General features: G+C 56.0%; 17 protein-coding genes. 10 read left to right on the forward strand and 7 right to left on the reverse strand.

Annotated elements, in window-relative coordinates; genetic code table 11:
* The first annotated feature begins 48 nt into the window (after positions 1-48).
* The 5 genes from ABA45_RS17185 to ABA45_RS17205 all read left to right on the forward strand — a co-directional run bounded on the left by ABA45_RS17185 (position 49) and on the right by ABA45_RS17205 (position 4,238).
* Complete coding sequence (locus tag ABA45_RS17185) at positions 49-393, forward strand: hypothetical protein (RefSeq protein ID WP_048388196.1); 345 nt, start codon at positions 49-51, stop codon at positions 391-393.
* A 99-nt stretch (positions 394-492) separates the two neighbouring features.
* Positions 493-1,182, forward strand: coding sequence for a GMP/IMP nucleotidase (yrfG, locus tag ABA45_RS17190; RefSeq protein ID WP_048388198.1), 690 nt, complete (start codon positions 493-495; stop codon positions 1,180-1,182).
* 40 nt (positions 1,183-1,222) lie between these two features.
* Entirely contained in the window at positions 1,223-1,633 is a 411-nt protein-coding gene (gene hslR / locus ABA45_RS17195) for a ribosome-associated heat shock protein Hsp15 (RefSeq protein ID WP_048388200.1), read from the forward strand.
* 37 nt (positions 1,634-1,670) lie between these two features.
* The gene (gene hslO / locus ABA45_RS17200; RefSeq protein WP_048388202.1) at positions 1,671-2,525 is read left to right on the forward strand and encodes an Hsp33 family molecular chaperone HslO; all 855 of its coding nucleotides are present in this window, start codon (positions 1,671-1,673) and stop codon (positions 2,523-2,525) included.
* Positions 2,526-2,705: 180 nt separating this feature from the next.
* Positions 2,706-4,238 carry a phosphoenolpyruvate carboxykinase gene (locus ABA45_RS17205; protein ID WP_048388203.1) on the forward strand — a complete coding sequence of 511 codons (1,533 nt, stop codon included), beginning with the start codon at positions 2,706-2,708 and terminating at the stop codon, positions 4,236-4,238.
* A gap of 110 nt (positions 4,239-4,348) precedes the next feature.
* On the opposite strand, the gene ABA45_RS17210 is transcribed toward ABA45_RS17205, so the two are convergent.
* From ABA45_RS17210 to gshB, 7 genes are all read right to left on the reverse strand, one after another.
* Entirely contained in the window at positions 4,349-5,683 is a 1,335-nt protein-coding gene (locus ABA45_RS17210; RefSeq protein ID WP_048388204.1) for a dihydroorotase, read from the reverse strand.
* Positions 5,680-6,705, reverse strand: a complete 1,026-nt coding sequence (locus ABA45_RS17215) for an aspartate carbamoyltransferase catalytic subunit (RefSeq protein WP_048388207.1) — start codon at positions 6,703-6,705, stop codon at positions 5,680-5,682. The genes ABA45_RS17210 and ABA45_RS17215 overlap by 4 nt, the downstream gene beginning before the upstream one ends.
* A 58-nt stretch (positions 6,706-6,763) precedes the next feature.
* Positions 6,764-7,267, reverse strand: a complete 504-nt coding sequence (gene pyrR, locus ABA45_RS17220; RefSeq protein WP_048388209.1) for a bifunctional pyr operon transcriptional regulator/uracil phosphoribosyltransferase PyrR — start codon at positions 7,265-7,267, stop codon at positions 6,764-6,766.
* A 72-nt stretch (positions 7,268-7,339) separates the two neighbouring features.
* Complete coding sequence (gene ruvX, locus ABA45_RS17225) at positions 7,340-7,762, reverse strand: Holliday junction resolvase RuvX (protein ID WP_048388211.1); 423 nt, start codon at positions 7,760-7,762, stop codon at positions 7,340-7,342.
* Positions 7,755-8,321 carry a YqgE/AlgH family protein gene (locus tag ABA45_RS17230; RefSeq protein WP_014872948.1) on the reverse strand — a complete coding sequence of 189 codons (567 nt, stop codon included), beginning with the start codon at positions 8,319-8,321 and terminating at the stop codon, positions 7,755-7,757. Before ABA45_RS17230 ends, ruvX begins: the two co-directional genes overlap by 8 nt.
* Positions 8,318-9,181 (reverse strand): energy transducer TonB, encoded by an 864-nt coding sequence (locus ABA45_RS17235; RefSeq protein ID WP_048388214.1) that lies wholly within the window; start codon positions 9,179-9,181, stop codon positions 8,318-8,320. The genes ABA45_RS17230 and ABA45_RS17235 overlap by 4 nt, the downstream gene beginning before the upstream one ends.
* A gap of 43 nt (positions 9,182-9,224) precedes the next feature.
* Positions 9,225-10,178, reverse strand: coding sequence for a glutathione synthase (gshB, locus tag ABA45_RS17240; protein ID WP_084708380.1), 954 nt, complete (start codon positions 10,176-10,178; stop codon positions 9,225-9,227).
* Between the two features lie 298 nt (positions 10,179-10,476).
* Here gshB and pilG point away from each other — a divergent pair, with 298 nt between their 5' ends.
* The 5 genes from pilG to ABA45_RS17265 all read left to right on the forward strand — a co-directional run bounded on the left by pilG (position 10,477) and on the right by ABA45_RS17265 (position 14,910).
* Entirely contained in the window at positions 10,477-10,869 is a 393-nt protein-coding gene (pilG, locus tag ABA45_RS17245) for a twitching motility response regulator PilG (RefSeq protein ID WP_014872951.1), read from the forward strand.
* A 32-nt stretch (positions 10,870-10,901) separates the two neighbouring features.
* Positions 10,902-11,264: a twitching motility response regulator PilH gene (pilH, locus tag ABA45_RS17250; protein ID WP_048389226.1), complete on the forward strand. Its 363-nt coding sequence runs from the start codon at positions 10,902-10,904 to the stop codon at positions 11,262-11,264.
* Positions 11,265-11,284: 20 nt separating this feature from the next.
* Positions 11,285-11,830: a chemotaxis protein CheW gene (locus tag ABA45_RS17255; RefSeq protein ID WP_048388216.1), complete on the forward strand. Its 546-nt coding sequence runs from the start codon at positions 11,285-11,287 to the stop codon at positions 11,828-11,830.
* A 94-nt stretch (positions 11,831-11,924) separates the two neighbouring features.
* Positions 11,925-13,985, forward strand: a complete 2,061-nt coding sequence (locus ABA45_RS17260) for a methyl-accepting chemotaxis protein (protein ID WP_048388218.1) — start codon at positions 11,925-11,927, stop codon at positions 13,983-13,985.
* 25 nt (positions 13,986-14,010) lie between these two features.
* Entirely contained in the window at positions 14,011-14,910 is a 900-nt protein-coding gene (locus tag ABA45_RS17265) for a CheR family methyltransferase (protein ID WP_048388223.1), read from the forward strand.
* Positions 14,911-14,918 lie beyond the last annotated feature (8 nt).

The raw sequence follows: 14,918 nt of genomic DNA on the forward strand, positions 1-14,918 counted from the left end.
CATAGCTCTTGTAATTAATCAGGGCTGTTTTCGCTAAGGAGACATCGAATGACCCGCAAGCTGACCCGAATTTTGACGACTGTTTTGAAGACGATGATGGTCGCCAGCCTGCTCTCGTTTTCCGCCATCGGCCACGCCAACACGTTAGACGAGAGCCCTTCTGCGCTCGCTATGACGACGGATGCATTGATTGTGCGTCCTTTACTGTTGGCGACGACTATTGTGGGCAGCGCGGTGTACTTGGTGTCACTGCCATTTTCACTGCTGGGTGGCAACACCGCTGAAGCCGGCGAAGTATTGGTAGCTGGGCCGGCCAGAGCCACATTTACGCGCTGCCTGGGCTGCACTCGCAGCGGACGCAAGCATGACACCGTTGGGCAACCCGCGAACTGATCTATCTCGCTTCAACGGCTCTAGATCAGCACAAGCCTGGGTTGTCAGGCGCAATCAATTGAGGCAGCCTGTGAGAAACTTCACGGGCTATTTTTGTTTATGGTGAACTGGTCAACGCTCGATACGGTGTTTCTGGATATGGACGGAACACTGCTGGACCTGCATTTCGACAACCATTTTTGGCTGGAACATTTGCCGCTGCGCTACGCACAAAAAAACAATCTGCAACCTCAGGTAGCCAAACAACAGCTGATGGCTTTAATTATGGCCCAGCGTGGCTCACTGAACTGGTACTGCACCGATTACTGGAGCAACCAGCTGTCCATGGACATCAATGGGCTGAAAGCCGAGGTCGGTGAACGTGTGAGCTACCGGCCCCATGTGCGGGCGTTTCTATCTAGCCTGCGCGAACGCGGCTTGTATACGGTGATTGCCACCAATTGCCACCCGGATCCCCTGGCCATGAAACTTGAGCGTACCGGCTTGGACACCCTGGTTGACGACATAGTCTCTAGCCATCAGCTTGGCAAACCCAAGGAAGACCCTGCTTTTTGGCAAGCACTGCACCGTGTGACCCCCTACGATCGCAGCCGCACCCTGATGGTAGACGACAGTTTTCCCGTGCTTGAGAGCGCCGCTAAAGCCGGTATCGCACAACTGCTGGCGGTGCTGGCACCAGACAGCCAGCAGCCTGCCAATCGCGCTCACCCGCAAATCACCGGCATTCATGACTTCGATGAAGTACTGCCACAACTGCAGAAGCAGCGGCCCCTGCCATCTGCGGGATGACACCGTTATACTCAACTCGCGCAGCAAAAGGTGAGATGACATGGCAACACCCAACAAAAACGACGATGACCGCGTCAGACTAGACAAGTGGCTATGGGCGGCGCGTTTTTTTAAAACCCGCGCCCTAGCCAAAGGCGCGGTGGAAGGCGGCAAAGTGCGTTACAACACCCAGCGTTGTAAGCCCGGAAAACTGATGGAAGCCGGGGCGGAACTGTCGATACGGCTAGGCTTGCAGGAAAAAATTGTGGTGGTAGACGATATCAGCGACCACCGCCGCGGGGCAGCGGAAGCGGCCCTGCTTTATCACGAAACCGAAGACAGCGTGAAAAAGCGCGAAGACATGGCCTTGCAACGCAAGACCATGCAAGCCTCCCAGCTTCCACCGGCACGGCGCCCGTCGAAAAAGGACCGCCGCGACATCGACCGGTTTCGCGAACACAGCGGGCTCTAGCAGCCGCTTTATTTCACGTTTTTTCAGGAGACACACAATGGCGTCCGGCGATCAGTTCCAGCGCTTTATATTTGAAGACAGCCAGATCCGCGGGGCCTGGGTACAGCTGGATGAAAGTTATCAGCAAATCGGTCGTCAGGCCCCCTACCCAGAATCTGTGCGCCAATTACTGGGCCAGTCGCTGGTGGCCAGCGTGTTAATGAGCAGCACGCTGAAGTTTAACGGTGCATTGTCATTACAGGCTCAGGGTGATGGCCCTGTGCAAACGCTGATGTCGGAATGCAGCCACGACCGCTTCGTACGCGGATTAGCGCGGTTTGACGATCAAGCCATCGGCGACGGTGATTTTCAACAGCTATTGGGCGACGGCCGCATGGCCATTACCATCACGCCTGACCAAGGCCAGCGCTACCAGGGTGTTGTACCCCGCGAGCGGGACAGCCTGGCAGGCTGCTTGGAAGAATACTTTGAGCGCTCTGAACAAATCGCCACATCGCTGTTGCTGTTTTCCAGCGAAGACAAAGCCGGCGGCCTTCTGCTGCAGCGCCTTCCCGGTCACACCCCAGAAGATGACGAACTTTGGGAGCGAATTAATCACCTGGCACGCACCGTAGAAGCCAGCGAAATGCTTGAACTGGACAGCGAGACACTACTCCACCGCCTGTTCAACGAAGAAACCGTGCGGGTATTTGACGCGGAACCGGTGGCCTTCCGCTGCGGCTGTTCCCGTGAGCGCACAATGAACGCGCTAGAAGCGATTGGGAGCGAGGAATGCTATAGCATTCTGGAAGAACAGGGCTCCATTAAAATGGACTGTCAGTTCTGCCATGCACACTACCGTTTTAACCGCGTCGACGTAGACCAGTTATTTACCGGTCACACCCTGCATTGAGCGCGTGTTGACGAGCGACGGCAGCGGCTTGAAAAAGGCCACCAGGCAGACTTGGATGGCATTCGTTTTTTACTGGCGCGTCTGGCATAATGGTGCGCCTAGATTGACTCGATTGTTCAGTTTTTCACCGCTTCCGGTGCGGCCCTGGCAATCACCAAGACACCCGAGGGCGAGATCGTAGTGAGCATATCTTATCAAGATCTAGGAACGGCACAGCTGGTTGAACAAGCACTGGCGCGCAACGAAGGCCAAATGGCTGCAAATGGCTCACTGGTGGTTAAAACCGGGGTACGCACAGGCCGGTCTCCCATGGACCGCTATATTGTGCAAGAACCCAGTACCGCTGACGATATTCACTGGGGCCCGATCAACCGCCCGTTCGACGCCGACAAGTTCGACGCCCTATGGGAAAGAGTCGAAGCTTACGTGGCCGAGCAGGATTCTTTCGTGTCTCTTGTGCATGTAGGCTCCGATCCAGAGCACTACCTTCCCATCAAGATGACCACCGAGCTGGCCTGGCAGAATCTGTTTGGCCGCAACCTGTTTATTCGTCCGAACACCTACAACCCGGCTGACAAGCAGGAATGGCAAGTTCTTAACATTGCCAACTTCAAATGCGTGCCCGAGCGTGACGGTACCAACAGCGACGGCGCTGTTATTATCAACTTTGCCCGCCGCAAGGTCCTGTTGGCTGGCATGCGCTACGCCGGCGAAATGAAAAAAGCCATGTTCTCGGTACAGAACTTCCTGCTACCAGAGAAAGACGTGCTGCCCATGCACTGCTCTGCCAACGTGGGCGACGACGGCGAAACCTGCCTCTTCTTTGGCCTTTCTGGCACCGGCAAAACAACCCTGTCTGCAGACCCGGAGCGCTACCTGATTGGCGACGACGAGCACGGCTGGGGCCCCGGCACTGTCTTCAACATCGAAGGCGGTTGCTACGCCAAGTGTATTGATCTGAGCAAAAAGAACGAACCAATTATCTGGGACGCGATCCGTTTCGGCGCCATCGTCGAGAACGTCATGATTGACGAAGAAACTCGCGAGCCAGATTACGCCGACGTATCGCTGACCGAAAACTCTCGCTGTGCCTACCCACTCGAGCACATCGAAAAGCGCGTAGCAGAAAACCTGGCCGGCGAGCCGTCGCACATTGTCTTTCTGACCTGCGACATGACCGGCGTTCTGCCCCCGGTATCAATCCTCAGCAAAGAAGCGGCGGCCTATCACTTTCTCAGCGGCTATACCGCTCTGGTGGGCTCAACCGAGATGGGCTCTTCATCAAAACTGGAGTCCACTTTCTCTACCTGTTTTGGTGCACCCTTCTTCCCGCGTCCGGCCGGTGTTTATGCCGAGTTGCTGATGAAGCGGATGGACGAATTCGGCAGCAAGGTGTTCCTGGTGAATACCGGCTGGACCGGCGGTTCCTTCGGCGAAGGCAAACGCTTCAGTATTCCCACCACTCGCGCCCTGATCAGCGCCATTCAAAACGGCGAGCTGGACGATGTGGAAATCGAGCATTTGCCCACGTTGAACCTGAGCGTGCCAACCCGCGTGTCAGGCGTTGACAGCAAATTGCTGAACCCACGCAACACCTGGGCCAGCACCGAAACCTACGACGAAAAAGCAGCCGAGCTGATCGGCCAATTTGTGGAAAACTTCAAAAAGTTCGACGTGTCGGACGCAATCGTTGCAGCCGGTCCCAAGCAGTAAAGCCAAGCTAAAAAAAAGCGCCTTGCGGGTTACGCCAGGCGCTTTTTTATGGCCTTCCAAACGCCGGCATTCGCTGCTGGCCCTCTGAAACACAGGCGTTCACCAGCTTGTTAAGGCAACAGTGACGGCCAAGCCTTATGGCCGGCAACCAGGGTGTAACACACCACACCCGGCATTGAGCGTTCCAGTACCGGCCCATTGCCACCGGCAGACACCAGAGTGCCGGGGCCAGGGGACCAAGACTGGTCGGGATTGAAAATACACAGATCTGCCACTGCACCGGCACTCAGACCTGCGTTGCTTGCCGCGCTCTGACCCAGCACGGCGGCAGGGCCAGCGGTCAGCGCGCGCAATAATTGCGGCAGGCTCAGCTCGTTAGCGGCTACCCGCTCCAAGCCCAGTGACAACACAACTTCAATACTCGATAAACCCGGCTCGCTGGCGGCCAGGGGCGCCTGTTTGGCCGCGCTTTCATGGGGTTGATGCTGACTCACAATGGCGTCAATAACACCGTCGCGAACTCCTGCCACCAGGGCCTTCCGGTCACTCTCTGAACGCAGTGGCGGACGCACGTGAAAACGACTATCAAATCCACTCAGCGCGTCTTCGGTAAAGGCCAGCTGGTGCATGGCCACGTCAGCGGTGACCTGAATTCCCCGTTGGCGCGCTTCCGCCAGCATATCCACGCTGCGGGCGCACGACAGCTGGCTAAGGTGCAAGCGCACACCGGTTTCCTCTGCCAGCAGGATCATTTCCATGACCGCGGTAGTCTCCGCCACCTCCGGAATCCCCAGCAGACCAAGACGTGTGGTCACCAGGCCATCGTGGGCGTAACCATCGGCGGCCAGCGCCTGATTTTCCGGGCTGAACATCAGCGTTAATCCGAAGGTTTGGGCGTAAGACATGCAACGTCGTAGAACTCGTGCGTTGGACAAGCCCCGTGAGGCGTTGCCGAGGGCAACACAACCTGCCTTCTGCAAACCGGCCATGTCACTGAGCAGCTCACCTTTCAGACCACGGGTAACCGCGCCTATGGGCAGCACTCGGACCAACGCCCGGCTGGCGGCTATGTCACGAATCAGGTTGGTCACAGCGCCAGAATCGTTCACTGGCGAGGTGTCGGGTGCGGCGCACACGCTGGTAAATCCACCGTGTGCAGCAGCCCGTGTTTCCGAGGACATATTGCCTTTTTGGCTATTGCCCGGTTCGCGAAGATTGCAGCACAAATCCAGAAACCCCGGGCTGACAATACAATTTTCCGCCATCAAGGTTTCATCGGCCGCTTGCGTCAGGGCGTCGGGGCCAAGAGCGGCAATACGGCCATTTTTTATCAGCAAGCCAGGGTTGGCTTCCAGCGCTCCAGCGCTGGTCGCCGTGGCTCCACGGTACAACTGGCCACCCATGATTTTCACGCTGCCAGCAGGGGGGCGGGAAGACAGTTTCATGAGCGCACCTCTTGCTTTGCCATGTCGTTCAACGCTTGCTGACGCTCAGCCAGTTGGCCACCCATGGCCATGGACATCACCGCCATACGAATGGCGATGCCGTTGGTTACCTGATTCAAAATAACCGACTGCGGCCCGTCGGCCACCGCTGATTCGATTTCTACGCCGCGGTTAATTGGCCCTGGATGCATAACAATGCAATCCGGTTTCGCCAGCGCCAGTTTGACCCGATCAAGACCGTAAAGGCGGTAGAACTCGCCTTCACTGGGCAGAAGCGCGCCTTCCATTCTTTCTTTTTGCAGGCGCAGCATAATAATCACGTCGAGATCTTTCATGCCGCGCAGCATGTCGTACTCTACGGTGCAACCTAGCGCTTCTACATCCCGGGGCAACAGCGTGCCAGGTGCGATCACCCGCACCTCGGCCACACCCAGCTCGTTAAGAGCACGAATCTGCGAGCGCGCCACGCGTGAATGCAACACATCGCCTACAATGGCCACTTTTAGACCGGCGAAGGTTTTTTTATGCTGCCGAATTGTAAGCATGTCCAGCATGGCCTGGGTGGGGTGGGCATGGCGCCCGTCGCCGGCATTAATGATGGCCACTTTGGGCGTCACGCTTTCGGCAATAAAGTGCGGTGCACCACTTTGGGCGTGACGCACCACAAACATGTCGCTGGCCATGGCCTCCAGGTTGTACAAGGTATCCGCCAGGGATTCGCCTTTGGAGGTCGCCGAGGTGCTGATATCAAGATTCAGTACGTCTGCAGACAGGCGTTTGGCCGCCAGCTCGAAGGTACTGCGGGTGCGGGTACTGGATTCGAAAAAAAGATTCACCACAGTACGCCCGCGCAGCAACGGAACCTTTTTAATAGTGCGCTCGCCCACCTCTATAAAGGAGTCAGCCGTGTCGAGGATGTCGGTCAGCAACTCGCGGCCAAGACCGTCCAGAGTCAGAAAATGCCGCAACTGACCTTCCCGGGTCAGCTGCAAATGATGAGGGCCGGTAGCGGTTGCAGTCATGGTTTGCCTGTATGAACAAAGGTGGCTGGGGCGTGGCTAGAATGTGGCTTAGTTGAGGCTAGGCCTGTTCCAGTTCAATACGCAGCGGATCAGGCCCGCGTAACTTTATGCGCTGGCTGGTCTCCAGCGTCAGCGCAAGGCCACGCACATCGGGCTGCACCGGCAGTTCACGGGCGCCCAAATCAATCAGCGTAGCCAATATAATACTGGCCGGGCGGCCATAATCGAAGATTTCATTCATCGCGGCACGAATAGTACGGCCGCTCATGATCACGTCGTCTATCAGCACGACGTCTCGATCGGCGGTATCAAACGGCAAGCTCGACGGCTTTACCTTAGGGTTCAGACCAATACGACTGAAATCGTCGCGATAAAATGAAATATCCAGCTCACCGAACGGTTCCTGCAATTGCAGGCGCCGGGCCAGCTCAGCGGCCAGCCACACACCACCGGTTCGAATCCCGATAAGCGCCGGTGAACTTACGCCACGTTCCTGCAGCAACTGGCGCAGACCGGCTTCCATTTTGTCCAGCAGTGGCTCTATATCAAGTTGTCCGTTCATAGATCCTCGTCGCAGCGCCTGGCAGGCACTGTGGTTAGCATTGGTTAGTTCAACATGGGTTGTTAAACAGGGCTATTGATTAAACCAGGTTTCCAGAATTAGTACCGCGGCGCGATCATCTATACCATCGCGCCCATAGTTGCGGCTTCCGCCGGCGGCCATCACTTCACCTTTGGCCTGATAGCTGGTCAGGCGCTCGTCCACCATTTCCACGGTTACGTGAAAGCGTCCGTGCAGTCGCTTGCCAAATTTGCGAGCGCGGAGGCACATCTCGTTTTCGCTGTCGTCCATATTCAGCGGCAGGCCTACCACCACCAAGTCAGGGCGCCATTCGCGCAGCAGTTTTTCCAGCTGGGCCCAGTCTGGCGTGCCATCACGGGCCGCGATCATGGTCAGTGGCTCGCCGCGGCCAAGCATTTCCTGGCCCACGGCAATGCCGATGCGGCGGGTGCCAAAATCAAACGCCATAACGCGGCGCTGGCCGGCTTCATGCATGGCCTGTGGTCTCGCTAAGCTGGTTAATGTCGATGCCCATACTGGCCAAAACCGCCTGATAGCGACGATTCCAAGGCGTACGAAACAATAAGTCTGGGCTCGCCGGACACGTCAGCCAAGTATTGCCACCCAACTCCGCTTCCAACTGACCATCACCCCAACCGGCGTAACCCAAGGCCACCAGAAATTCATCCGGCCCCTTGGCAGCGCCAATGTCGGCCAATATGTCGCGCGAGGTAGTCAGCCAGATGTCGGCGGTCACTTCCGCGGTATGCTGCCAGCGCTGCCCAGGGTTATGCAGCACAAAGCCACGCTCCGTCTGCACCGGGCCGCCGGCAAACACTGGCAAATCCAGTTCACCGCCGTGCATGTCGAGCTGTTCCAGGATTTCTCCCAAGTGTATATCCAGCGGCTGGTTCACGGTCAAACCCAGCGTCCCCTCGGCGGAATGTTCACACACATAGATGACCGCCCCATGAAAACGCGGGTCGCTCATCCACGGTGACGCCACCAGAAAATGATTGCGGAAATTGTCCGTTGTCTTGGCAGTATCGCTCATCTGGATGTCAGCCCCCGCTGCTGGAATGACCAGGTACGTATGATTTCCAGTTCATCAACATTGCGGCTCATTTCCTCGGGGAATGGCGGATAGGGCGCCGCAAGCCTCACAATGCGAATGGCTGCATCGTCCAGTAAAGTGCTCCCGGACGACTGCATCACCAGAACTTCCTTAAGACTTCCATCTTTGCGCAGTGTGACCAGCAAACGCAAGTCACCATAAAGACCGCTGTTCCGGGCTTCGGCGGGGTAATTCATGTTACCCACTCTGGTAACCTTGCTGACCCAGTTCTGGACATACCAGGCGTTGCTGGACTGAAGCGTTGAAGACGCGGTTACCCGCAGCACACGGGGCCTGCGTGAATAGGCTTGTTGCTGGGCGTCTAGCCGGGCTTCCAGACTGGCAATTTCCAGGCTGCGCTGCAGCAGATTTGGCGTTGGCTTTGTGGGCAGTTCTTTCACTGCTTCAGCGCGAATCTCTGGCTTGGCAACTTGCCTTGTACTGGACGCCTGGGTACTCACCACCGCTTGCTGTTGCACCGACTGTGGTTCGGGCTGCGCCTGAGGCTCGGGTTGAACCTGCGCCACTTCGGTTTGGTTCAACTCCACCGACTGCGGGCTGGTCAGTTCTTTCGCCTGTTCTTCGCTGCCGCTGCCCTGCTGGTTGGTGGGTGCCAGAAAATCCGCTTTTTCCGGCGCTTTTTCATCGGCGAAACGCGACAGGGTAATTTCCATGGTTTGCGCTGATGGCGGCGGTGTTTCGGGCGCGAAAGTAATGCCCAACACAATCACCCCGTGAATCGCCAAAGCCATAAACAGGGTGAACGAAAACCGATCAACATCGCTTACCTGAACTGCCATTCCCGTTGCTCTTGAACCATCAGATTAATGCCGTTTTAAACAATCAGCGCTGCTGCAGTCGTTTGGCAATGGCGTCCATCAACATCGCGCTGATATCAATGCCAAAGGCGGCGTCCAGTTCGCGGATACAAGTGGGGCTGGTTACGTTGATTTCGGTCAGGTAATCACCAATCACGTCCAGACCCACAAACATCAGGCCCTTGGCTTTTATCACCGGAGCCACCCGGGCACATATCTCGCGATCGCGGTCGGTCAGTTCGCGGCCTTCACCGCGGCCACCGGCAGCCAGATTACCGCGATTCTCACCGGCGGAGGGTATGCGCGCCAACGCGTAGGGTACGGGCTCACCTTCAATCATCAGAATGCGTTTGTCGCCCTGTGTGATTGCGGGCACAAACTTCTGCGCCATAGCCTGCCGGGTGCCGTGTTCAGTGAGGGTTTCAATGATCACGCCCAGGTTGCCGTCGTTTTCTTTAATACGAAATATAGAACTGCCGCCCATGCCATCGATTGGCTTCATGATGATGTCTTTATGCTCGGCGTAAAACGCGCGTAAGCGCGCTGAAGAGCAAGTGACAATCAGCGGCGGCGTCAGATCTTCAAACTGGGTGGCAAACAGCTTTTCGTTGCAGTCACGCAGAGTAGCCGGCGGGTTCACCACCAGCGCGCCCTGCACTTCAGCAGCGCTCAAGATATAGGTGGCCATCAGAAATTCACGATCGACCGGGGGATCTTGGCGCATCAGAATAACGTCCAGATCGCCCAGGGCAATATCGTCCTCCGATTCAAAGCTATACCAGTCGTTTGGGTCCATCCGCACAGTCAGGTTGCGGCTGCGGGCCCGAGCCTGGCCGCCCTTCAGGTACATGTCCTCGGGTTCCATATAAACCAACTGCCAGCCCCGTTGTTGAGCGGCCCAAAGCATGGCCAGCGAGCTGTCTTTTTTGAACTGGATCCTGTTAATGGGATCCATCACGATACCGAGTCGGACTGTCATAACGTCTCTTTCTATTGCCGGGGATTTAAAAATACGAACCGGTCTGCAAAGCAGGCATTTCACATAGTGCTATGCTGACAGTTCAGATGGTATTGTACCCGAGCCGTGAATGCATCTGCAGAAATCCTCAGCTCATAACGTGATGGGGCAGACAAAAGTACGCTTATTGACGAACAAGTACTGTCTATTCGGGCACCTATACTTTATAAAGGAGCGGAGTTCATAGGACAATATTGGTGTTTGTGCTAGAACCCCGGTTTGCTAACAATACAGTCGCTGAGCGCAAGGTAGTTGGACAATGGACGACAACTTCGGGAACTTGAAAGTCATGGTAATCGACGACAGCAAAACTATTCGTCGCACTGCCGAAACCCTTTTAAAGAAAGTTGGCTGTGATGTCATAACCGCGACTGACGGTTTCGATGCTCTGGCAAAAATTGCCGATTCCAAACCCGACATTATTTTTGTTGATATCATGATGCCGCGGCTAGACGGTTATCAGACCTGCGCCCTCATCAAGAACAATTCTACCTTTAAGAAAACGCCGGTCATCATGCTATCCAGTAAAGATGGTCTGTTTGACAAGGCAAAAGGCCGTATTGTGGGTTCCGATCAGTATCTGACCAAGCCATTCAGCAAAGACGAACTGCTTAATACAATTCGTCATTTCGTGCCTCAGGCGCAGCACTAATTTTGACATTTCCGGAACTCATTGGGGACATCATGGCTCGCATTCTTATTGTTGACGACTCGCCTACCGAGGTGAAAAAAATCACCACCATGCTACAAAAGCACCAGCACGAAGTGCTGACCGCAGATAACGGCGCCGATGGCGTGGCCAAAGCTCGCTCGGAAACCCCGGACCTGGTGCTGATGGATGTCGTCATGCCGGGCCTAAACGGTTTTCAGGCCACCCGCCAGCTGACCCGCGCCCCGGAAACGGCATCGATCCCGGTCATCATTGTGACCACCAAAGATCAGGAAACAGACCGAGTTTGGGGTACTCGGCAGGGTGCAAGAGGTTATTTGGTCAAGCCGGTTAATGAGAACGATCTGATTCAGGTCATCAATAGCCTGATCGGCTGATTTTCAAACATGGAGTACATATGTCTGCCCAGCCGTCCCCCTTTGCTGTTCTGACGAACATAGCCCTGCGTAGCCGCCAGTTATCAGCAGGCCTTCCAGAGCAGGAAAAAGCGGCCGAACAATGGAATGGAATCGGTTTTATGCTGGCTGGTGAACACTACGTTGCGCCCATGGGCGAGGTTACCGAAATACTGCATGTCCCCCGTTTTACCCAGATACCAGGCGTTCGCCCATTTCTGATGGGAGCGGCCAACGTGCGCGGCCGATTGTTGCCGCTGGTCGATCTTGACACTTTGTTTGAGCTGCCCCGCTCCGGCACCGGCCCACGCCAACGAAGGGTTCTAGTGGTTGAAAAAGACGACTTGTTCAGCGGATTAGTTGTTGACTCCGTTCTGGGTATGCAATATTTCGGCGTAGAAAATTTCAGATCAGACACCAGCGGTGTTCCTGATCGTATTCGACCTTTTGTGGCCGGCGGCTACACCCGCAACGGGGAAATCTGGAATGTGTTTTCGGCTACCGAGCTGCTCGGTGACGAACGCTTTCTTGACGTTGCACAGCGTTGATCGCAACGTCCGTGGCAGGCTTGTCAGCCTGTGACCGCACCCATTCCAATACAACAGACTTGTCCATTTCAGAACAAAGGCCGGGAGCCAGAAGATGAAAAACAGAGCCGGAAGACTCGGTAGCAGACAAGGTGGCAACAAACTGATTGCCGGGCTGACTACCGTGCTGATCGCACTTACCGTATTGCTGGTTGTGGTGCTGTTCATGGTTAACCGTGACAGCCAGTACGACCGCGAATACACGAACACCACCGCCGAACTGAGAGTGCTGTCGCAGCAGATCGCCAAAAACGCCACCGAGGCCGCCAGTGGCAATGCCAGCGCGTTTGACCAGCTAAGCAATACCCGCGACAGCTTCCGCCAGCTCTGGAACAATCTGACCGAGGGCGACCCGCAAACTGGCCTGCCCGCCAGTCAAGCCGCGGCTGCCAGCAATGTGCAGCAGCACTGGGATTCGGTGCGTGAAAACGCCGACATTATTCTGGCCACCCGCGACTCGGTCATGAACATGCGGGAAGTGACCAACACCCTCAGTGAAACCATCCCGCAAATGCAAGTTGAATACGAAGACATTTCTATGGTTCTTCAGGACAGCGGTGCCCCGGAAGCCCAGATTGCTCTGGCGCGACGTCAGTCGTTGCTGGCTGAGCGTATGTTCCGTTCAGTGAACAACGTGCTCTCCGGTGACGAAGACGCGGTGACCGCCGCCGACCGCTTTTTGACCGACGCCACCCAGTTTGGCCGCGTACTGAACGGCCAGCTTGACGGCAACAACGCGCTGGCCATTACCCGCGTTGCTAACGAAAATGCACTCTACGGGCTCGGGGCGGTCGCCGAGCTGTTCGAGTTCATTGCCAGCAACGCCGATGCGGTATTGCAAGCGTCTCCCGATCTGTTCAAAGTCTCCAACGCCGCCAACGACATCTTCGAAAACTCCGAAATTCTTCTCACAGAACTGTCCAAATTGGCCACGGAACTGCGTGACCTTTCGGCCGCGCGAGTCATTAATCCTACTCTTGCCTTTGCGCTGCTGGCCGCCGCGATTGGTATCGTCGTGCTCATTGGTTTGGCGGTTTATAGTGAATCCCAGACCCGATTGACCAAAACCCAAACGCAGAATGACCAGAATCAGAACGCCATCTTACGTCTGCTGGACGAACTGGCCGACCTAGCCGACGGTGATCTGACCGCAGAGGCCACGGTAACCGAAGACTTTACTGGCGCCATCGCCGACTCAATCAACTACGCCATCGACCAGATGCGCGGACTGGTGCAAGCCATTCGCGGTACCGCAGTGCGAGTTGCTACAGCGGCTCAGGAAAGCCAGTCTACAGCTATGCAACTGGCCGACGCTTCCGAGCACCAGGCACAGGAAATTGCCGGCGCCTCGGCAGCGGTTAACGAAATGGCCGTATCCATTGACCAGGTATCGTCTAACGCTGCAGAGTCGTCTGCGGTTGCGGAACGCTCGGTTGCCATCGCCAAAAAAGGCACCAACGTGGTGCAGAACACCATCCGCGGCATGGACAATATTCGCGAGCAAATTCAGGAAACCTCCAAGCGTATCAAACGTCTGGGCGAGTCATCCCAGGAAATCGGCGACATCGTGTCGTTGATCAACGACATTGCCGACCAAACCAACATCCTGTCGCTGAACGCCGCTATTCAGGCTTCTATGGCGGGTGATGCCGGCCGTGGCTTTGCCGTTGTTGCAGACGAAGTACAACGGCTGGCTGAACGGTCTTCTGCCGCCACCAAGCAAATCGAAGCTTTGGTAAAAACCATTCAGTCTGATACCAACGAAGCGGTTATCTCGATGGAGCACACCACTGCCGAAGTGGTTCGTGGCGCCCGCCTGGCGCAAGACGCAGGTGTCGCCCTCGAAGAAATCGAAAACGTTTCCACGAACCTGGCGGAGCTGATTCAAAACATCTCCAACGCGGCTCGTCAACAGTCTTCTTCTGCTTTGCACATTTCTAATACTATGAACGTCATTCAGGAAATCACCTCGCAGACCTCATCGGGCACCAATGCCACGGCGTACTCGATCGGTAATCTGGCAGACATGGCCTTCGAGCTGCGTTCGTCGGTAGCAGGTTTCAAACTTCCAGAAGAAGACGAAGTCGCAGACACGAAGGTTCCGCTGGTGAGCTGAGTCTGAATCAGAGGTGGAAGCAGCAATGGCAAACGCCCCAGGCAATCAAACCGCAATGAGCGGCCGCTGGACACCAAAGCACTTCACCGCCATGGACGAAGGGCAGTTTGACCAGTGGCAAACGCTGTTGGAGCAGCGCACGGGCATGGCGTTGGCAAGCGAGCGGCGCTCGTTTTTAGAAACCAATCTCGGCATACGCATGCGCGAGCTTGGCTACTCAAGCTATCAGGACTATTACCAGGCGGTGGTTTGCGGTAGCGGTGCTATCCGTGAATGGGCCAGTCTGGTAGACCGGTTAACGATTCATGAAACCCGTTTTTTTCGTGACCCGGATGCCTGCCAGATGGTCGCCAATTATGTAAATGAACATTCGCGCGAACAACTGGCGCGGCGGCCTCTAGAGGCTTGGAGTGTTGGCTGCTCCAGCGGTGAGGAGCCCTACACTCTGGCCATGGTGTTAGCTGACTGTTTGCAACAGCGCGGCGTAGAGCCCTTGTTCGGGATAACCGCATCGGACATTAGTCCGGTAGTGCTTGAAAAAGCCCGCCGTGGTTACTTTACTCTGCGCCGGCTTGAAGGTATGAAACCGGAGTTTCAGGCCCGTTACTTCAGCCCGATTGACAACAAGCAGGTACAGATATGCAGTCGCCTTCGCGAGCGTGTGTGCTTTAATTGTTTGAATGTGCTGGACCTCGAAAGTGCGCCGATTCATAGAATGAACATTATTTTTTGCCAGAATTTACTGATTTATTTTCACCGCTGGCGCCGCCAGGAGATCGTTCTGCATTTGGCAGAGCGTCTGGCCCCCGGTGGCCTGTTGATTTTGGGCCAGGGCGAGATAACCGAATGGCATCCACCCGGCTTACAACGGGTGCCCTCGGGACATGTACTGGCGTGGACCAAACGCCAGACTGACGACGAGTAACCGGAGAG

It is taken from the genome of Marinobacter psychrophilus (assembly GCF_001043175.1).
In the GTDB taxonomy this organism is placed as follows: Bacteria; Pseudomonadota; Gammaproteobacteria; order Pseudomonadales; family Oleiphilaceae; genus Marinobacter; species Marinobacter psychrophilus.